The 19,832-nt window shown below is 33.6% G+C and carries 16 protein-coding genes; 10 read left to right on the forward strand and 6 right to left on the reverse strand.

Translation table 11 applies throughout. The features are described 5' to 3' along the window. Positions 1–3 precede the first annotated feature (3 nt). Positions 4–822, reverse strand: a complete 819-nt coding sequence (locus V9L05_RS16585) for a M48 family metallopeptidase (RefSeq protein WP_338812954.1) — start codon at positions 820–822, stop codon at positions 4–6. Between the two features lie 198 nt (positions 823–1,020). Between V9L05_RS16585 and V9L05_RS16590 the strand changes: the two genes are divergently transcribed. The 3 genes from V9L05_RS16590 (at position 1,021) to V9L05_RS16600 (ending at position 4,464) form a co-directional block, all read left to right on the forward strand. Continuing rightward, entirely contained in the window at positions 1,021–1,944 is a 924-nt protein-coding gene (locus V9L05_RS16590) for an alpha/beta fold hydrolase (RefSeq protein WP_338812955.1), read from the forward strand. A gap of 51 nt (positions 1,945–1,995) precedes the next feature. Next, complete coding sequence (locus V9L05_RS16595) at positions 1,996–2,670, forward strand: metal-dependent transcriptional regulator (RefSeq protein ID WP_338792099.1); 675 nt, start codon at positions 1,996–1,998, stop codon at positions 2,668–2,670. Between the two features lie 123 nt (positions 2,671–2,793). Continuing rightward, positions 2,794–4,464 (forward strand): IS1182 family transposase, encoded by a 1,671-nt coding sequence (locus tag V9L05_RS16600; protein ID WP_338812234.1) that lies wholly within the window; start codon positions 2,794–2,796, stop codon positions 4,462–4,464. Positions 4,465–4,520: 56 nt separating this feature from the next. Here the strand turns inward: V9L05_RS16600 and V9L05_RS16605 are convergent, their stop codons facing one another. Beyond that, entirely contained in the window at positions 4,521–8,660 is a 4,140-nt protein-coding gene (locus tag V9L05_RS16605) for a LamG-like jellyroll fold domain-containing protein (protein WP_338812956.1), read from the reverse strand. A 906-nt stretch (positions 8,661–9,566) separates the two neighbouring features. On the opposite strand from V9L05_RS16605, the gene rplC reads away from it, so the two are divergent. The 7 genes from rplC to rpsC all read left to right on the forward strand — a co-directional run bounded on the left by rplC (position 9,567) and on the right by rpsC (position 14,473). Next, positions 9,567–10,202 carry a 50S ribosomal protein L3 gene (gene rplC, locus V9L05_RS16610; RefSeq protein ID WP_338792097.1) on the forward strand — a complete coding sequence of 212 codons (636 nt, stop codon included), beginning with the start codon at positions 9,567–9,569 and terminating at the stop codon, positions 10,200–10,202. 153 nt (positions 10,203–10,355) lie between these two features. Then, entirely contained in the window at positions 10,356–10,982 is a 627-nt protein-coding gene (gene rplD / locus V9L05_RS16615) for a 50S ribosomal protein L4 (protein WP_338812957.1), read from the forward strand. 229 nt (positions 10,983–11,211) lie between these two features. Then, positions 11,212–11,517, forward strand: a complete 306-nt coding sequence (gene rplW / locus V9L05_RS16620) for a 50S ribosomal protein L23 (protein WP_338812958.1) — start codon at positions 11,212–11,214, stop codon at positions 11,515–11,517. Between the two features lie 445 nt (positions 11,518–11,962). Continuing rightward, complete coding sequence (gene rplB, locus V9L05_RS16625; protein ID WP_338812959.1) at positions 11,963–12,796, forward strand: 50S ribosomal protein L2; 834 nt, start codon at positions 11,963–11,965, stop codon at positions 12,794–12,796. A 2-nt stretch (positions 12,797–12,798) separates the two neighbouring features. Continuing rightward, entirely contained in the window at positions 12,799–13,080 is a 282-nt protein-coding gene (rpsS, locus tag V9L05_RS16630; protein WP_338764302.1) for a 30S ribosomal protein S19, read from the forward strand. Positions 13,081–13,127: 47 nt separating this feature from the next. Further along, entirely contained in the window at positions 13,128–13,574 is a 447-nt protein-coding gene (gene rplV / locus V9L05_RS16635; RefSeq protein WP_338792093.1) for a 50S ribosomal protein L22, read from the forward strand. 11 nt (positions 13,575–13,585) lie between these two features. After that, positions 13,586–14,473 carry a 30S ribosomal protein S3 gene (gene rpsC / locus V9L05_RS16640; RefSeq protein ID WP_338812960.1) on the forward strand — a complete coding sequence of 296 codons (888 nt, stop codon included), beginning with the start codon at positions 13,586–13,588 and terminating at the stop codon, positions 14,471–14,473. A gap of 114 nt (positions 14,474–14,587) precedes the next feature. Here rpsC and V9L05_RS16645 read toward each other — a convergent pair whose 3' ends face one another. The 4 genes from V9L05_RS16645 to V9L05_RS16660 form a co-directional block, all read right to left on the reverse strand. Further along, positions 14,588–15,166: a hypothetical protein gene (locus V9L05_RS16645; RefSeq protein WP_338812961.1), complete on the reverse strand. Its 579-nt coding sequence runs from the start codon at positions 15,164–15,166 to the stop codon at positions 14,588–14,590. A gap of 143 nt (positions 15,167–15,309) precedes the next feature. Then, positions 15,310–15,963, reverse strand: a complete 654-nt coding sequence (locus V9L05_RS16650; protein WP_338792090.1) for a polysaccharide deacetylase family protein — start codon at positions 15,961–15,963, stop codon at positions 15,310–15,312. A 354-nt stretch (positions 15,964–16,317) separates the two neighbouring features. Beyond that, positions 16,318–17,157, reverse strand: a complete 840-nt coding sequence (locus V9L05_RS16655) for a DUF4249 domain-containing protein (RefSeq protein WP_338792089.1) — start codon at positions 17,155–17,157, stop codon at positions 16,318–16,320. Positions 17,158–17,210: 53 nt separating this feature from the next. Continuing rightward, positions 17,211–19,613: a TonB-dependent receptor gene (locus V9L05_RS16660; RefSeq protein WP_338812962.1), complete on the reverse strand. Its 2,403-nt coding sequence runs from the start codon at positions 19,611–19,613 to the stop codon at positions 17,211–17,213. Between the last annotated feature and the right edge of the window lie 219 nt (positions 19,614–19,832).

The following is a 19,832-nucleotide window of genomic DNA, read 5'->3' on the forward strand; positions in this document are numbered from 1 at the left end:
TAATTATGGTTTTCCTTTATATGGAGAAGCATTATAATATTTCATTGCTTCTGGAAGCCATTTTTTGAGATTATTGATACGTGTAGAAGAACTTGGGTGGGTAGATAAAAATTCTGGTGGTGCTTGTCCTGCTGCTTGTGCTGACATGCGTTGCCAAAAAGCAATTGATTCGGCTGGGTTATAACCTGCCATTGCCATAAAAATAATTCCTAAATGGTCGGCTTCTGATTCTTGATCTCTTGAAAACTTCAACAGTCCTACCTGTGTTCCTAATCCAGCAGCTTGTAAAATTAATTGTTTTCCAAGCGTTGGTTTTTGGTTCATGAGAGCTGATCCCAAAGATAAAACTCCTTGTGCAGCCATTCCTTGGCTCATTCGTTCATTACCATGACTAGCCACAGCATGGGCAACTTCGTGTCCCATTACCACACCAACACCTGTTGGAGTTTGGCAAATAGGCATAATTCCAGTATGAAAAATCACTTTTCCCCCAGGCATACACGACGCATTTGCAGAAGGTTCTTGTACTAAATTATATTCCCACTGAAAACCTTTAATTAAATCAGTTTTGTTTACCGATTTAAGATACGTTTCGACAGCATATTGAATTCGCTGCCCTACATTAGTTATAGTTTGTGCATCTGTTGTTCCTTTCACTACTTGTTGTTCATTAAGCATTTCGTTATAAGCCTGAAAGCTCATCGAATTTATTTCAGATGCAGGAAGTAAAATAAGTTGTTTTCGTCCAGTAAGTGGTGCTGTTGCACAGGCTGTTACAAAGTAAAACAAAACAATAAATGATAAATAAGAAATTTTTTTCATAAAAAAATAAAGTTTAAAAAGTGAGTTGAAAATAGGGTAATAACAAGTCAAATGAAAATGTTAAATTTTGTTTTCAAATAGACTCTTAAAGATAGAAAGTTTTATAAAACTTGTTTGTTGTTTTCAAAACACGTTTTTTTGTATAAAGTTTTGAGAAAGATTATTGAATACTAAAGCTAAAAGATAAATCAAAAAATAATGCCATTAAATTACGAATCTATTTTTATTGATTTAAAAACAGAATATAATGATATTTTACATTTAAAAAGAATTTATAAAGAAGGTTCAGATCTTCAAACTCTACCTACTATTTTACTTATTCATGGAAGTGTCGAAAATGGTCGTATCTTTTATTCTGTACAGGGAAAAGGGTTTGGAAGTTATTTAGCTGAAAATGGTTTTGATGTTTTTGTTGCAGACTTGAGGGGAAAAGGAGAAAGTAAACCAAAAGTAAATTCTAAATCTACTTTCGGACAGACTGAATATATTTTAGAAGACTTGCCAACTTTTGCTAATAAAATAAGAGAAATAAAAGGTCATTTTCCTAATTTTTGGGCTGCTCATTCTTGGGGCGGAGTAATGATTCCTCCTTTTATGTTACGTTTTCCACAAATAGCAGAAGCTACAAAAAAAATGGTGTTTTTTGGAAGCAAAAGAAGAATCAGAACAAAAGGAATAGAAAAAATAGTAAAAATAGATTTTGTATGGAATTTTTTGGGTAAAGTTTCTGGAAAAACACTAGGTTATTTACCTACTACAAAAATTGGCTTTGGAACAGATGACGAAAGCAGAGGATTTATAACAGAATCTAATAAATGGATTAAGGAAGATAAATGGCTCTGTAAAGATAAATTTGATTACCAAAGTGGCTTCCAAAATTTAAAACAGAAACAACGATATTTCCCTCCTACTCTTCATATTGCAGCAGCAAACGATACTATTTTGGGAAATCCAAATGATGTAAAATTATTGATGGATGAGATTGATAATTCAACAGATGAGTTTTGGTTGTTGTCAAAATCAAATCAGAATTTACATGATTATGACCATAACAACATGCTGACACACAAAGACGCAATAAACGATCACTTTCCAAAGATTTTGGAATGGTTAATAAACTAATAAAAATACGTATTTTTGAATTGAATAATTAAATAGCAAAATCAAGAAATAATGAATTCACAGACAGAAGAAAATTACTTAAAGGCTCTTTTCAAACTTGCTTCTCAAGAAAATGAAATAAGTTTATCCGATTTGAGTAAAAAATTATCTGTTAGTACGCCAACAGCAAACAGCATGATTAAGCGTTTGCACGAAAAAGAGTTTGTGATTTATGAAAAGTATAAACCTATAAAACTAACCGAAAAAGGTAAAACTACAGCAGCTCTTATTGTCAGAAAACACCGACTTACAGAAATGTTTTTAGTAGAGAAAATGGGTTTTGGTTGGGAAAAAGTTCACGCTATTGCAGAGCAAATCGAACACATAAAATCACCTATTTTCTTTGATAAAATGGACGAGCTTTTGGGCTATCCAAACATTGACCCACACGGTTCACCTATTCCCAATAAAGAAGGACAAATAGAAAATAGAGTAAATTCAGAATTAAAGTTAAGTGATTGCAAGGAAAAGGATAAAGTTAAAATTATAGCTGTTTCTGAATCTTCACTAGAGTTTTTGCAATTTCTTAATAGCCGAAAAATTAGCTTGGGTTTAGAGTTGGAAGTCTTAGAAATAGAAAAATATGATGGGACAATGAAAATTCTTTTGTCAGAAGATAATAACCCAAAAAGAGAAGAAACCCTTAGTAAAATAGTTTGTGAAAAGTTGTGTGTGTGTCATAAATGAAAGAAAATCATTCTATAATACACTCAAAAGAGGCTGTCCGAAAAGTACGGATAGCCTTTTTTTTATGGTTAATTTTTTTTATTTTCGAGGTATATATACTTTTATACTAACGTTATATAGCCTATGGCAAAAGTAGTTTTCAAAAACCAAAGTGGTAAGCAGCCCGAACTTTTTCCTGTCAATATATTTGACAAAATTCCAGCTCACCATCCTGTTCGTTTAGTTGAAAAGGTGGTTGATTCATTGGATATTAGCGATTTGATTTCTCAATACAAAGGTGGAGGTTGTTCAGCTTATCATCCAAGAATGCTCGTTAAAGTGCTATTCTATTCTTATTTATCCAATATTTATTCTTGTCGTAAAATAGCTAAAGCTCTTGGGGAGAATATTCATTTTATGTATTTATCAGGCAATTCTACACCAGATTTTAGAACAATTAATGACTTTAGAGGTAAAATTTTGAAGGCACACATTCATCGTTTATTTGGAGAAGTTGTTAAAATGTTGGTTGAAATGGGTTATGTAAGTCTTGATGTTCAATATATTGATGGAACAAAAATAGAGGCTTGTTCTAATCGTTATACTTTTGTTTGGCGTGGTAGTATTGAAAAAAATAAAGAAAAGTTAGAAACTAAAGTAAATAAAATTTTATCTGATATTGAAAGTAGTATTCAATCAGATAATCAAGAAGAAAATAAAGAAGAAGTATCTACTCCATTAGATTCAGAATTATTAAAAGAAAAACTCGCTCAAATCAATAAAAAACTAAAAGAACCGAGTAAACAACAGGCAAGAGAACTAAAAAAAATGCAAGATGAATATCTTCCTAGATTAAGTAAATATGAAGAGTCTCTGAAAATTTTAGGTTGTAGAAACTCGTATAGTAAAACAGATACGGATGCTACTTTTATGCGGATGAAAGAAGATCACATGAAAAATGGACAACTCAAACCTACTTATAATGCTCAAGTGTCCACAGAAAATCAATTTATTACCCACGTTTCTATTCATCAAACGGCAGGAGATACCACCACTTTATCCTCTCATTTAGAAGGATTTGAAAATCAGTACAATAAACAAAGTAAAGAAGTAGTAGCTGATGCAGGTTATGGAAGTGAAGAAAATTATGAATTACTTGAAAAAAAAGAAATTACTGCCTACGTTAAGTACAATTATTTCCATAAAGAGCAAAAAAGGAAAATGAAAAATAATCCTTTTTTAGTTCAGAATTTATTTTACAACAAAGAATTAGATTTTTATGTCTGTCCGATGGGGCAAAGAATGAAGAAAATAAGAGATGGAAAACGTACTTCAAGTAATGGATACGAATCGCAAGTATCTTATTATCAAGCAAAAAGGTGTCAAGATTGTCCTCTTCGCAATTTATGTCATAAAGCTGAAGGCAATAGAATAATACAAGTGAATCATCGTTTAAACCAACTAAAAGAGAAAGCTAGAAATTTACTAACTAGTGAGAAAGGATTAGAGCAGCGCAGTAAACGCCCTATAGAAGTAGAAGCTGTTTTTGGGCATCTCAAATATAATAATAAGTTTAATCGATTTACTTTTAAGGGATTAGTAAAAGTAGAAATGGAGTTTCTATTGATGGCTCTTGGACATAATTTTAGAAAAATGGTGGCAAAAACTGCCGATAAGCTAAAAAATACTTTCAATTCTAAAAAATCATCTTTTTGCACCTTTTTTTATACTCAAAAAAATCACCAAAAGACAAAATTTGTTTGCATCATCAAAAAAATCAACCAAAAAGAAGAATTACAAAAAATAGCTGCATAAAAAGAGGCTGACCTTTTCGGACAGCCTCTTTTAAGTATAATAAATAGGTCTCGTTGCTATTCCTTAACTACTTTCATTATAGTAGAAGAGCTTTGACTAACTATTTTTAATAAATACATACCATTTGGATAACGTCCCAGTCTAAATGTCAGACGGTTATTAATTTGAGTATTGATAGTTCTTCTTTCTAGTTCTTCTCCAATCGCATTGATGAGTATTATTTCTACTTCTTCTCCATTTCTAAACTCTTTCCCTTGCAAAGAAAGCGTAAACTCATCATCAGTTGGATTTGGATAAATTGTATTGGTTTGTTGTTCTGTAAAATCACTATCAGAAAGTGTAGCAGAAACTATTTTTGTAAAGGTAAACTTACCATTATTATCTATCTGTTTTAGTTTGTAATAATAGGTTACATTAGGTCTTACCTCTACATCTAAAAATTGATAATCTTGTCTTGATTGTCCTTGTTTTTTACTAGCCACAAAACCAATTTTGACAAAATCTCCGTCTTCTTCAGCTCTAAATACTTCAAATCCGTAATTATCTTTTTCTTGTAAAGTTGCCCATTCTACCAAAATAGCATTTTCGGTTGGTTTGGCTGATATAAACAAAAGTTCGATAGGAAGAAGTGTAATATCTTGTGATTGAGCTGTTGCAAAAAAGCCCATGTTTCCTATAAAGCCAGTTCTTGAAGTAAACTGTGGAATATTAGTTATACATAATCCATCAGGAATAGTCCAAGGTGGATTTACAGCAAAAGGGTTTTCAGTTTCCTCAAGTTGCATAACAGTTGTAGAAGCTCCTACAAAATTTCCATAATCTCGGTTAAATAAATACATTTGATAGGCTGCATTTACTGGAACAGGATTATTAGTAGCATCAAAAGAAGAGAAATCCCAAAAACCATTATCCAAAGCTGGGTCTGTATCAAAGTCAACACCACAAATATTAGTTTGTCCTGTTGCTGGACTTGGTAAATTAGTAAATTGCTTAAAATAAGCTGTAACATTATCTACTGTATTGGAGACATTGAAATTGGCATCAGCTCTTTGATAAGTAAATGTTGGGTCTGGACATTGTATTGTACGTGATTGAATTGTTCTAATGGCAGCTCCATTTATATTTGCATCTTCGAAGTTGTAGTAGGCTCTCAAGTTATTTGCTTGTGGGCATTGCAACGCATTGGCAGCACAACCTTGATTAAATGAGGCTTGTATTTGTGCTTCTGTACGTGTTTCACTCCAAACTTTTAACTCATCAACTTGTCCTCTAAGAGCTAATGTATTACTACCACTCCAACGCCCTACAAGTCCACTTGTCAAAATTGTATTTAAAGGTGCAGGTAAGTCGTAGGTACGAATACGTAATCCATCATAATAAAATGTTACTTGTTGATTTATTTCATCGTAAGTCAGAGCATAGTGATGCCAGTTATTCAAACTATTTGGTAGATTGATAAGCTCTAAATCAAATCCGTTGTTTAAACGAATAAACCATGAGTTATTGGTTGTTCCTGTCACTAAAGCAAAGTCTTGTGAATTATTAGTTCCTGTGCTATTTCCAAACTGAAATAAACCTGCACCATTAAAATTGGTCACATTTGCCCATATTTCGACTGTACGAGAATTATTTCCTGCCACTCCTATATTTCCTGTATTAGCTCCAAAATCTACATATTCAATATCTTCTGTCATTGTTAAAACACCATTTGGATTTGGATTACAAGTCATTCCTCCATACGTAGCTGTCTGCCAATCCGAGTTTTCAAATGCAGCAGACATTGCGCCATTTTTATTGGCCTCTGGCAAAATTGTAGAAGGTTCTTGCAAGACTAATCCAACAGGGAAAGAATAATTACCTGTTGCATTTTTGGCTCTATTTAGTTTTCCTGCTACAAAATAATCAGTTGGAAGAGTAGTACCTGTAGTAGTAGTAGTAAATCCAGTAATTGCATTTGGGTTTGGATTATTTACAATAATAGAACGAGAAATATCTACACCATTAGTAGTTGGAAACCCTTCAGGAATAATATAGCCTTGCACAAAATTTAATGTTCCTGTAGCACTTACAGTCAAATCTTGATCGCTAGAAGAAAGTAGAGTAACGCCAGCAATATTATTGAATGTAGAAGTTCCGATTGTATTATCAATAAATAAGTTTTCAAACTCTCCATTTCCAGTAACTGCTTTTGAGTAGTCTTGTCTGCCTGTCCCTACAAATCTGAAATTAGAGTTAGGTTGCATACTCATATTGCCATCGTGTATCATGTTTCCGCATACATTTACTTGTCCTCCAGTAGCTACATTTAGATTTCCACCATCTAATATAGTAATATTGCGTACATTCAAAGTTTGAGTGCTTCCAACAGTAAGAGTAGAAAATGCAATAGGAGTAGGAGGAATAATAATATCTATAGTACAGTCTGGTATTCCTGAAACACCACAAGGAGTACTCCAGTTTGGTGGATGATCCACTCCTAATGTGGGGTTGTCTCTACCATCCCAAACATATTCAAGTGTACCGACACAAATTTCATCACTAAGAACACAATCTCCTACTGTAGCCTCTACTCGTATTATTTGTCTACGTTGAATATCAATAACTGTATAACTGTTACTTGCTCCACTTTGAACAAGTACACCATCACTATACCATGTAAAATTAGTAGCCTGTATATCTGCTGTTACTGTAGCATCAGTACCGTAACTAATATTTATATCTGCTCCTAAATCTAAAGTTCTAAAATCAGAAAAATATCCGTAGCGTGTTCCTGAGCCTGCTCCTCCATTTACAAAACCTAAATGAAATAAACCAGCTTCATTAGTAAGAGGAGTTACAGTAGTGCTTTCTATTGTTACTACTGCTCCAGCAGGTACTTGTGCTGTAGTAAATGTATATTGTGTTCCATAATAATTACTTCCTCCAATTTGAGTAAATGTAGCTGGAAATGGTGTTGTTGTAGGCGAAAATAGCGTAGTTGTAGTACCTCCATTAGTCACTCGTATTGTGAAATTATTAGTAAAATCAAAATTACTACCTACTGGAGTTCCTCTTGTCATTAAGTTAATCGTAAAATTTTCATCTGTAGAACGCACAATTCGTGTTGTTAATGAACCAGTACAGTTTACAGGAGGAAGAATTGCAAAACCAGTTTCACATCCATATCCTGCATAATGTCCTACATAAGCAGGTAAACTTGTTTGTATGAAAACTCGTTGTCCTGCTGTTGTTAGTGTATGTATATAACTTTGTCCTGCATTAATTGTAGCAACAAGAGCTCCATTGACAGAAACAGTAGTACCATTTTGCGTAGCTGTAACAACAGCTAATTCAGGATTACCAGCAGGTGTTCCACTACCCACTCCCAATTGCCCTCTCAAAACTACATATTCAGTTCCAATAATATCAACAGGAACAAGTTGGTCACCAGCCAAGTCATTACAACCTCCTTGTCCTGAATTTATAGAATCACTAAATTTAGTAACTGCAACAGGTTTATCAGCTTGAATCCGTGATCCTGATGGAAAGCCTCCTGCTGATGGTTCTACTACTGAGCCAACGTATGTTTCTCCTCTGTTAAGAGTAAAAGTAAAAGGAACATTGGCAGCTTGTCCACCCTCTAAAGCTCTTGTAGGTGTAACTGTGACAAGTGTATTGTCTTCTGTAGCTACTACTAAAAAGCCACTTCTACCATCAATTGGATTTCTATTTGCATGATTCCAAGAGTTTTGAAAAGGAACATAAAAATCGTTACCTAAGGCATTTGACCCTTTTAATGCAAAAATATCTGGATTAATATCAGAATTGACTTCATAATAAGCTGTGATTTTGGTAGTGGACTCTATTAAAAGTCCTGTTCTACTAACTAAGGGAGTAGCGGGAGTAGGTGTATCGTAGGGTGTTTCTATTAATACTTTACTTGGGTCTACATTTATAAATTGGGAAGAGTTTGCAGCAACATTTACTATATAGGTAGGAAATGCTAAGTTTGCAGGTTGAGTAACAGTAACAACTGCAGGAACATCAAATGCAGACACTACAATACGAATAGGACCATCACTATGTGATGCTGTAACATCAGGAGCTGCAAACCAAAAACGAGTATCTGTTTGAGCTTGTGAAACAGAAGTATTTATTAGCAGTAAAAAAAAGGAAATAATAATAATATTTTTATATACTATTGGAGGAGCTTTCATATTTTTTATAAATAAGGGTAATTATAATAATTTCATAGCAGCATTGTATTCAATAAAGGGAGATTCTGTTCTTTCAAAAAAATACTGACATAGAGAATTGTAGTCGAGAATAATTATCATCCAATAATTTAATAGCAAAAAATGACTTTAACTATATTAATTGTTAGACTATTACTGAATATAATTTGTATTTAAGGGATGTTTGAGCTAGAATAGAATCTTAATAAAGTACAACAATATTATTACCAAATTTACGGTTTTTAACTAAAAAAAAAGAGGTTTAGTCTAAAAAAAATATACTAGGTAATATTTACGTAGTTTTTTAATTATATTTTTTGTTGATACAAATGCCAAACTAGTAATTTGAGACTATTACTGCTAAGAGCATGAAAGATAATTAGCTAGATAAAACTATTTATTAGGCTAGGGAAATCTGTCTGACATCTCAAAGGTGTCTTGATAGTTTATAATTTTCACTGTCTAAATCTTTTCTTCGATAGGTTTTGTTTTCGTCTAGTTACTTATTGAGATTTAGAACCGATTCTGATTGAATATATTATTCTTGACTTTTAGTTTTAATTATTAACTTTAATGCTCTTTAATCTATCAGTATCATGATAATTTAGTTTGTTTCACAGTCATTTATGAAAAATAAATCAATATTTTACATGTTTTTTAGGTTATTAGTTGCTTGTTAATTAAAGAGTTAGTATTTTTGCACTCCCAAATATAGGAAGACTATGCTTTTTAGTTAGTGTTTTTGCTTATAAAATGCTGATACTCAAAAGACTCTTCTTTCCTTCAACTATTCAAATTTAGAGGTATAAAAGTAAATTTTGGGAAATGAATTTTGAAAAAAATGATTTACACTTTTATGACTTCGACTAATAATTAAATTCCAGTATAATGCCGATAGGTTTAATTGGTAAAAAAATCGGAATGACTAGTTTGTTTGATGCCGATGGACGCAGTGTCGCATGCACAGTAATACAAGCTGGTCCTTGTGTAGTTACACAAGTCAAGACTGAAGATACAGACGGTTATCGTGCCGTACAAATGGGTTTTGGAGAGCGCAAAGAAAAAAATACTCCTAAGCCACTTCAAGGACACTTCAAAAAATCAGGTACTACTCCTAAGCGTACTCTTGTAGAATTTCGCAACATGGGCTTAGAAGCTGAAGCAAAATACGAAGTAGGTCAAGAATTAAACATTACAGATCTTTTCGAAGAAGGTCAATTTGTAGATGTTGTTGGAACTTCTAAAGGTAAAGGTTTTCAAGGTGTAGTTAAACGTTATAACTTCGGTGGTGTAGGTCAAGCTACTCACGGTCAGCATAACCGTTTACGTGCTCCAGGTTCAATTGGTGCTTCTTCTTATCCTTCTCGTGTATTCAAAGGTATGCGTATGGCTGGGCGTATGGGTGGTAATCGTGTGAAAGTGAAAAACTTGCGTGTAGAAAAAATTATGCCTGAGGCAAATCTTATTGTCGTTTCAGGTGCAATTCCAGGTGCAAACAATTCTACTATTCTTATTCAACGTTAATTTTTAGATACTGGATTAATACTTAATTCACTTCTAATTTTAACTTGGAATTTATCTGAACATTAGTTCGGAATTTACTTTTAGATTACTTTCATTCCAATCTTGCCGTTGTTGGTATCTAATACCAACAATAACAAAAAACGAAATATCATTATGGAATTACCTATCTTAAATAAAGAAGGAAAAGAAATCGGCAAAAACGCTACATTATCAGATGCAGTATTTGCCATCGAACCAAATGACCATGCTATTTACCTAGACGTTAAGCAATATTTAGCTAACCAACGTCAGGGAACGCACTCTTCTAAACACAGAGGTATAGTGTCAGGTTCTACTCGTAAAATCAAACGCCAAAAGGGAACTGGAGGCGCACGTGCAGGTAGTATCAAGTCTCCTGTATTTGTAGGTGGTGGTCGTATCTTTGGACCAGAGCCACGTGATTATGGCTTCAAATTGAACCGTAAAGTAAAACAATTAGCTCGTCGTTCTGCTCTTTCTCACAAAGCAAAAGCAGAAGCTATCACTGTTATGGAAAATCTAGTAATGGATACTCCAAAAACAAAAGAGTTTATTTCATTACTTAATAACTTGAATCTTTCAGGTAAAAAAGTGCTAGTTGTAACAGGAGAACAAAACGATGTAGTATATCGTTCGGCTCGCAACTTGCCTAAAACTAAAGTTTTGCCAGCTAATCAATTACATACCTACCATATCATGAACAGTGATGTGATTGTACTTGCAGAAGGTGCATTAGAAGTAATTCAAGCTGAAGCTAACTAAAGAGGAATTGTGAATTATAAATGGTAAATTATGAATGGAATACATTTTATAAATTACTATTTTAATAAATTTACACTTCTATTGGAATAGAAATTAAATAAAATGCTATTTTTGAAACTGTAATTTACTTATTTGTAGTGTATTACATTTACAATTCACCATTCATAATTTACAATTTTTATTCTATTATTTATTACAATTTTTTAAAAAGTTAAATTAGAAAAGAAATATGAAAACTATTTTAAAGAAGCCTGTAATTACCGAGAAAGCAACAGCAATGAACGAAAATGGTGTATATGTTTTCATTGTAGACAAAAAAGCTACAAAGGCAGAAATCAAAACTGCTGTTGAGAAAATGTATGAAGACCAAGATGCTAAAGTTGTTAAGGTACGTACAGCAATTATTTTCGGTAAGCCGAAATTTCGCTACTTAAAAACTGCAATTACTAAAGGTCATACTTCGACTTATAAAAAAGCATTTGTGCAACTTGCAGAAGGAAGCGCAATTGATATATTTGATACTGAGGAAAATTAATAGTGATTAATTTTTAATGATAAGTGATTAGTTAGATACAAATGAACAATAGGTAATTAATTAATCACTCCCCATTAATAATTTCAATCCTAATAAAAAATCCTTTTTTATTTTCTGTAAGAGAAAGTTAAATAGTTATTAGTTTTTTAGTGATAAGCGATTAGTTGAATACGAATTAGTAATTCATTAATCACTAACCATTAATAGTTAATCACTAATTATTCTCTTTTTTTTCCATTTTAGTTGTACTGTTTCTTATAGAAGAAACCACGAAAAAGTAGCAGTAATAGCGCAGAAAAACGCTTACTCATTTGTCAAGAATACTCGTATTCAAAGTAATAAAAAGTTATCAAAAACTGCCAAGCAGTTAATTTAACTGATTACTGATAACTGGTAACTGATTATTATTGTGCTGCAAAGCCTTTTTCGTTTAATCAAAATCAACATGGCTGTTAAAAAGTTAAAACCAATGACTCCAGGTCAGCGTTTTCGTATTGCTCCTACATTTGAGGAAATTACGACAAGCACTCCTGAGAAGTCTTTACTTGCTCCTTGGAAAAGGACAGGTGGTCGTAACGGATCAGGGAAAATGACAATTCGTCAACGTGGTGGTGGACACAAAAAACGCTACCGTATCATAGACTTCAAACGTTTAAAGCACGGTGTGCCTGCAACGGTTAAGACTATTGAATATGACCCAATCCGTACGGCTCGTATCGCTCTGCTTTTTTATGCAGACGGTGCAAAAGCGTATATGATTGCGCCTCAAGGAATCAAAGTAGGTCAGACTGTTATGTCTGGAGAAGGTGCTTCTCCTGATGTAGGAAACTGTCTTCCTCTTGGTGTTATGCCTTTAGGTACAATCGTACATTGTATTGAAATGAAACCTGGTCAAGGTGCAAGCCTTGCTCGTAGTGCTGGAGCTTATGCTCAATTGGTAGCTCGTGATGGCAAATATGCTATTCTTAGACTTCCTTCTGGTGAAACTCGCATGATTCTAGGTACATGTTATGCTACTGTTGGTACAGTATCTAATGGTGACCATATGAACGTTATTATGGGTAAAGCTGGTCGTAAGCGTTGGCACGGTCGTCGCCCTCGTACTCGTGGTGTTGCAATGAACCCTGTCGATCACCCAATGGGTGGTGGTGAAGGTAAATCATCTGGTGGTCACCCTCGCTCACGCAATGGCTTATATGCTAAAGGACAAAAGACTCGCAAGGTCAATAAATACTCCAATAGCTTTATTATTACTCGTCGTAAAACTCGTAACTCTTAATTATGGCTCGTTCACTCAGAAAAGGTCCCTATATAGACTATCGCTTAGAGAAAAAAGTAGCTGCTTTAGAGCAGACTGGCAAGAAGACCGTTGTAAAGACTTGGTCTCGCCGTTCTATGATTTCTCCAGACTTTATCGGACATACTTTCGCTGTTCATAACGGCAACAAATTTATCCCTGTTTATGTAACTGACAACATGGTTGGTCATAAATTAGGTGAATTTGCACCTACTCGTAACTTTCGTGGGCATATTGCTAAGAAAGATAAGCGTGGTAAGAAGTAAGGTAGTCGTTTTTTTTATTTTGTTTCATCTTTCTAAACAACTAATTAATGGAAGCTGTTGCTAAATTACAGAACGTACCTACATCTCCACGCAAGATGCGCTTAGTCGCTGATATGATTCGTGGGAAAAAAGTAAGTTCTGCAATAAATATGTTAAAATTTGAGCCCAAAATAGGTGCTCGTTATATGGAAAAATTACTTCTCTCGGCAGTAGCCAACTGGGAAGTTAAACACGAAGATTTCGCTAACGAAATTGGTAGCTTAGTTGTAAAAACTGTTTTTGTTGATGGTGGTAAAATGCTTAAACGCATTCAGCCAGCTCCTCAAGGACGTGCTCACCGTGTACGTAAGCGTTCTAACCACATTACACTTGTTGTGGGATTACCATCAGAAGGTGCTTCACTTGCAGACATGACTGAATCGATTGCGAATCAGGCAGCAGAGCAAGCAGCAGAGGCTTTGGAATCAAACGACAAATCAAACCAAGATAACTAAAAACTAACACTATGGGACAAAAAGTAAATCCTGTTGGCTTTCGCTTGGGTATTGTTAAAGGCTGGGACTCAAACTGGTACGGTGGCAAAACTTTCGCAGACAAGCTCGTAGAAGACGAAAAAATTCGTAAATATATCCGTGCTAGAATTCAACGTGGTGGTATTTCTAAAATTATCATCGAACGTACACTCAAGCGCATTACTGTTACTGTTCATACATCTCGCCCTGGGGTAGTAATCGGACGTGAAGGTAAAGAGGTTGATAACCTCAAAAACGAACTTCAAAAATTGACTTCGAAAGAAGTACAAATCAATATCTTCGAAATCAAACGCCCTGAAATGGATGCTCGTTTGGTAGGTGAAAATATTGCTCAACAATTAGAAGCTCGTATGTCACACCGTCGTGCAATGAAACAAGCGATTCAAGCTGCTATGCGTGCTGGAGCAGAAGGTATCAAAGTCAAATTGGCTGGTCGTTTGGGTGGTGCTGAGATGGCTCGTGTAGAACTTTATAAAGAAGGAAGCACGCCTCTTCACACACTTCGTGCAGATATTGATTATGCTATCAGTGAAGCAAATACTATCTATGGAAAAATAGGTATCAAAGTATGGATCTATAAAGGTCAGCTTTACGGAAAGCAAGATCTATCTCCTGCTGCTCTTGCTGAAAAACAAGAACGTAGTGGTGGACGTGGTGGAAATGACCGTGGCAATCGTCGTGGTGGAAACCGTAATGACAGAAATGATCGTGGTGGAAACCGTCGTGGTGGAAATCGCAATGACAGAAACGAAGGTGGTGGAGACTCTAGAGGTGGAAACAATCGTGGTGGTGGAAACAACCGTGGTGGAAACTCTGGTGGTGGAAATAACCGTGGTGGTGGAGGAGGAGGAAAAAGATAAATTTAGGTTTATCGATTTCTTAAACTAACAACACAGTTTCTGATATATTAAAAATGAGATATATTTCTTTTATAGAAATGTATCTCATTTTTTTGTTTCAGTATAAGATTATTATTATTTCCAAAGTTTGTAAGCAAAGCGCACATCTCCAGCAGGATAAATCATTCCATTCTCTAAATCCCAATCATATCCATATCCTAAACCTAAATTGAGATTAAATAAAAAACGTTTTCCCATAGACCTCTGAATTCCCCAATGAACATCAAAAAGTGTAACTTTATGAAATTGATATATATTTAAGCCATCTAAATTATTTGGACTTAATTCTCTTGAAGCATATTTAAAGCGAAAACCTACATAATTACCACTATTATTCAAGACAGATTTTCCTTTGTCTAGTCTCTTTTGTCTGTTGTAATAAAGTTTGTATTTAGCTTGAGCATAAAAAGCAGGTTGAGCAATCGCCCACGTATTCTCAAATTGATTTTCAAAAATGGTATAGCCACTACCTACACCAGCACCAATTTCAAATACAGATTTTTGACTTAATGGAATTTCAAAACCTAATCCAATTCCTTGTATTAATCCAATTTCTATTTTAGGAATGAATTGTAAAGAGTCTTGTGCTTTCAGATGGGTTGATAAAAGATTAAAAGCAATTAAAAGTGAAACGAAAAAAAAGTGATTTTTCATGAATGTAAATTAAATTGTATTTAGTTTTAGTGAATTTTTTCAGATACTAGATATATTATTTAATTACTAAGTTGCTTTATCAGATAATTTTTTTAGATTTTTTAAATAAAATAGAAAATATTCATTTTAAAATACTTTTATCATCACAATCTTTCAAAAACAAAACCTTTTTCAGAAAAATGTTCTAAATAACGAGGCAAGGTATAAAGCATATTTTTTGCAGCTTTTATACTGTCATGAAAGGTAACAATAGAACCTGATTCGGTACATTCAATAGATTTTTGAAGGCATATTTTGCGAGAAAGAAATTTATCAAAGTCACCTGTCAGAACATCCCACATGACGACTTGATATTCCGTGGAAATTTTTTGAAACTGCTCAGGAGTTAGTTTTCCGTAGGGAGGACGAAACAAAGAAACTTGCTCAAAGAGTTCTAAATTAGAATATTCTTCTAAGATAGTCTTCTTACATTTGTTTATATTTTCATAATAAATTTCATTTTCGTTCTTCCAACCATTTAAATGATTGTGAGTATGATTGCCTATTGAGTGTCCAGCTTCTACAATTTTTTTGAAAATATGTGGGTGTTTGATTACATTATCTCCAATACAAAAAAAAGTAGCTTTTGCTTCAAATTTTTCTAAAATAGTTAATACATTCTCGGTAATTTCTGGAATAGGACCATCATCGAAAGTCAAGTAAATAGTTGGTTTTTCGGAAGGCTTAAACCATAATAGGCGTGGAAAAAGCCATCGAACAATTTTGCCACTTTTATGAGGATAAGGTTGAAAACGCATTTTTTTATCAGTTATCAGTTACTAGTCATCAGTAACCAGTTAAAAGAAAGTCAAAAGTATGAAATAAATATATTAATTTATTCTAAGTAGCCAAAACAGGGCATGTTCAGGAAAATAAAAACTGATTGAAATCGTGCATTCAGTTCCTTAGAACTGAACGTAACGCTTCCTCAGAAGCGTGATATTGCTCTGAGGAAGCGTAAAAGTTTATTTCTGAGAAAGGTGTAACCCTCAGCGAAGCTAAAACAAACATACATTTTGTATGAACATGACTTGGTAGCCAAAAAATACTTGCTAATCAGTTCTAGTAGTTTTTTATTTTGTCTTATTACTTGTTCTCTATTTTTCGTTTAATTATTCCTTGGGAACATAAATTATTTCTGAAATCATAGAGGAAGTCATAAAAACACCTAACACATTTTCACCTTTTATGTTTGTTCTTGGATTAACAGGAGGTGGACTAAAAAGACCACCATCATTAAATACTACTGTTGTGAGGTCATTATAATAATCATAGGTTTCTTTTGTGATCGAATACTGCTCTAAACGCACTGTGTCTCCAGCCTCATAAATAAATGGAAACTGTAGTCCATCTATATTTTCGCCAATTCCTTGGTCACTAGCAAAAATCAAGTCGCCGGCATCTTCATAATTGAGCGTATCATTTCTATAATTTCTCCAAAAATAATAGTCTTGTGTATCTTGTGGTTCTTTGGCATAAAAATACAGATAATAACCTTCATCTTGGAAACGACTTTCAGGAACAAAACGAATTTGTAAAGAATCTATACCTGTTACACGATATATTTTACTCTCTGAAGTAAATGTATTTCCTTTGTATTCGATGAGCAAATTATATGTATTTCCTACAACACCTTTATATTCTGGGTCTTGTGGCAAATAGAGTCCAGCTTCTTCGTTATTTTCCAAAAAGTCCATTTTATTACCGTCTTGGTCAGTTACCGAAACGATTGCACCTGATACTTTTGGCTCTTCTTTTGGGTCATAATAATCTAAGGTTTCGCCTAATCTAACGAAAGAATAGCCTTTTACATCGACAACTTCTGCTTCAACAATTAGAGCAGGAGATTCTGCACCTTTGAGAGGTAAGTCAATTACTTCTTCACACGAAGAAAAAGCAATTAAAATAAAAAGCAGAGTGAATGCTTTATTTAAAAATGATATATTTTTCATAATAGATGAATTTACACCCTAAGGATTTTCGAAATCCTTAGGGTGTTTAAAGTTTATTTTTTATCAAAAGAAAATTTAAAATTGTAAGTAATCGAAGGAATAATTCCGAAAAGGGTAGTTTGGACAGCCTCATACTCTCCTGTTCCTTCTTCATTTGCATCTTGTTTTTCTCTAAAGTAGATAGAAAACGCATTTTTACGATTATAGAAATTATAGATAGAAAAATTCCAACTTCCTTTCCAGTTTCTTTTTTGTTTTCCATCAATAGTAAGGGAAATATCAGCTCTATGATAATCAGGCAAACGACTATTGTTACGTTTTCCTGATTCATAATAATCTACTACACTATTTCCTACTTTATATCTTCCGACAGGGAAAGTAACAGCAGCCCCTGAAGTAAAAATGAAATTACCTGCTAGAGTAACTCTAGGTGAAAACTGATGAGCAATAATGACAGCTAAATTATGAGGACGATTATAACGAGGACTATAAGCATTTCCTAAGTTAATCTCTTCAATCTGACGCTGAGTAGTAGAAAGTGTATAACTAATCCAGCCTGTTGTTTTACCATAATTTTTCTTTACATAAAGCTCTAAACCATACGACCATGCATCACCTGCAGCAAGAGCTTCTTCAATATTATCGTTCAATAATAAATCTTCTCCATCTCTAACATCAATCTGATTTTGCATGTATTTGTAATAACCTTCTACTGATGCTTCCCATTTATTGTCAGCAAAATTTTGGAAAAAACCGAGTGCTACTTGGTCAGAAAGTTGTGGGTCAATGTGCTTGTTTGTCGGAATCCAACGGTCAAAAGGAAGAGCTGCCGTATTTGGAGAAACAGTTTGTAGATACTGACGAGTACGATTATATGATGCTTTTATAGCTGATTTTTCATTGATTTTATAATTTACAGCTAAACGAGGCTCAAAACCTGCATAGAAACTATAGGCTTCAAGTTTGTCATAACTAAGTGTATCTGTAATATTGGCATCAGTTTTTGGTTCTCCTTCTATATATTCATACTCTTCTGTTTTTCCGACATTTTGGAACATAGAAAAACGTAAGCCGTATTGAAGTATAAATTTACTACCTAGTTTTTGTTCATTAGCTACATAAAAAGCATTTTCGAAAGCAAATTTATCAGTTAGTTTGAATGTATTAAAAATAGATTCATCGTTTTGTGGTTTTATTTCCGTTGGATTAAAATGATGATAAATATTTTCTGTTCCGAAAGTCATGGTATTTTTAGGATTGATAAAATAATCAAAATCTAATTTGACTGAATAATCCGTAATTCCAGAATCCCAAGTAAAGTTTTGTGCGCCATCATTTACTTCAAATCCATAATTAAAATTACTGTAAATCGCAGTTGTATTTAAGAATAATTTTTGATTGAAAATATGATTCCAACGCAAAGTAGCTGTGCCATTTCCCCAATTTAGCCCAAAACCTTCTCCAAACTTAAACACATCTCTACCAAAATAACCTGATAAATAAATACGGTCTTTATCCGAAATTTCATAATTTGCTTTAGCATTAAAATCATAAAAATATAATTTGTTTTCTCTCAATGCTGTATCTTTAGCAAATCTCAAAAATTGGTCGGCGTAAGTTCTGCGACCTGATAAAATAAATGAACTTTTTTCATTAATTGGTGCTTCAACCGTCAAACGACTAGATACTGTTCCAATTCCACCAGAAGCATTGAATTTTTTGTTATTGCCATTTTTCATTCTAATATCAATAATAGAAGACAAACGTCCTCCATATTGTGCAGGAATTCCACCTTTGTAGAGTTTTACACTTTTTATGGCATCAGAGTTAAAGACAGAGAAAAATCCTAATAAGTGAGAAGCATTATAAACAGGCGCATCATCTAAAAGAATTAGGTTTTGGTCGTTTGCACCACCACGGACAAAAATTCCTCCTGTTCCTTCTCCAGCACTCTGAACTCCAGGTAAAAGTGTAAGTGTACGCAAAACATCAACTTCTCCTAAAAGAGCAGGAAGTTTTTTGACTTGTTCTACTTCTAATATTTGTGTACTCATCTGTACCTCTGTTACATTTGCATCAGCCTCACGCTCCCCTGTGATGACAACTTCTTTTAGGTCTTTGGCTTCACTCATTTCTATATTCAGAGTAATATCTTTGGTCAAGTCTACTTCAAAAATTTGATTTTCAAAGCCAATATAAGAAACCAAAACTCTATATTTTGCTGTTGGAAGTGTCAAAGAATAAAAACCATATTCGTTAGCAACTGCACCTGTTCCTGGCATATTTTCTACCAAAACAGTTGCTCCAATAAGTTCTTCTCCATTGGCTGCATCTCTAATTTTGCCACTTAGTGTATAACGGCTGTCTTGTTGTGCAAAAAGAGCCGTAGGAGAAAAAATAAAAGTTAAAAACACGGTGTACAGAACGCATAAAAAATGCGTAGTATATTGTTTCATAAAATTAAAAAGTAAGTTGAGAAAGGTAATTTATTTAGTGAATAGTGTGTCTGTTTTTTTGATTTCGGAAGGTCTGTATTACAAATGAAAAAGATGCATGTTTGTTTGTAAAAGTTGCTTTTCTAATTGTTTTATTAACCTAAGTCAATAAAATTAATTTTAAGGTAATCATACAAAGTAATTTTTCTCTTCATTTAAGTCTTTGACGAACTATAAGTT

Source organism: Bernardetia sp. Wsw4-3y2, from assembly GCF_037126295.1.
In the GTDB taxonomy this organism is placed as follows: Bacteria; Bacteroidota; Bacteroidia; order Cytophagales; family Bernardetiaceae; genus Bernardetia.

What these genes read in the sequence shown, in the direction of transcription:
- V9L05_RS16595 (WP_338792099.1), top strand. Translation starts at nt 1,996, where the DNA reads ATGAATTCACAGACAGAAGAAAATTACTTAAAGGCTCTTTTCAAACTT.
- V9L05_RS16605 (WP_338812956.1), bottom strand. Translation starts at nt 8,660, where the DNA reads ATGAAAGCTCCTCCAATAGTATATAAAAATATTATTATTATTTCCTTT.
- V9L05_RS16645 (WP_338812961.1), bottom strand. Translation starts at nt 15,166, where the DNA reads ATGAAAAATCACTTTTTTTTCGTTTCACTTTTAATTGCTTTTAATCTT.
- rplC (WP_338792097.1), top strand. Translation starts at nt 9,567, where the DNA reads ATGCCGATAGGTTTAATTGGTAAAAAAATCGGAATGACTAGTTTGTTT.
- V9L05_RS16660 (WP_338812962.1), bottom strand. Translation starts at nt 19,613, where the DNA reads ATGAAACAATATACTACGCATTTTTTATGCGTTCTGTACACCGTGTTT.
- rplW (WP_338812958.1), top strand. Translation starts at nt 11,212, where the DNA reads ATGAAAACTATTTTAAAGAAGCCTGTAATTACCGAGAAAGCAACAGCA.
- rplB (WP_338812959.1), top strand. Translation starts at nt 11,963, where the DNA reads ATGGCTGTTAAAAAGTTAAAACCAATGACTCCAGGTCAGCGTTTTCGT.
- V9L05_RS16590 (WP_338812955.1), top strand. Translation starts at nt 1,021, where the DNA reads ATGCCATTAAATTACGAATCTATTTTTATTGATTTAAAAACAGAATAT.
- rplD (WP_338812957.1), top strand. Translation starts at nt 10,356, where the DNA reads ATGGAATTACCTATCTTAAATAAAGAAGGAAAAGAAATCGGCAAAAAC.
- rpsC (WP_338812960.1), top strand. Translation starts at nt 13,586, where the DNA reads ATGGGACAAAAAGTAAATCCTGTTGGCTTTCGCTTGGGTATTGTTAAA.
- rpsS (WP_338764302.1), top strand. Translation starts at nt 12,799, where the DNA reads ATGGCTCGTTCACTCAGAAAAGGTCCCTATATAGACTATCGCTTAGAG.
- V9L05_RS16600 (WP_338812234.1), top strand. Translation starts at nt 2,794, where the DNA reads ATGGCAAAAGTAGTTTTCAAAAACCAAAGTGGTAAGCAGCCCGAACTT.
- V9L05_RS16655 (WP_338792089.1), bottom strand. Translation starts at nt 17,157, where the DNA reads ATGAAAAATATATCATTTTTAAATAAAGCATTCACTCTGCTTTTTATT.
- rplV (WP_338792093.1), top strand. Translation starts at nt 13,128, where the DNA reads ATGGAAGCTGTTGCTAAATTACAGAACGTACCTACATCTCCACGCAAG.
- V9L05_RS16650 (WP_338792090.1), bottom strand. Translation starts at nt 15,963, where the DNA reads ATGCGTTTTCAACCTTATCCTCATAAAAGTGGCAAAATTGTTCGATGG.
- V9L05_RS16585 (WP_338812954.1), bottom strand. Translation starts at nt 822, where the DNA reads ATGAAAAAAATTTCTTATTTATCATTTATTGTTTTGTTTTACTTTGTA.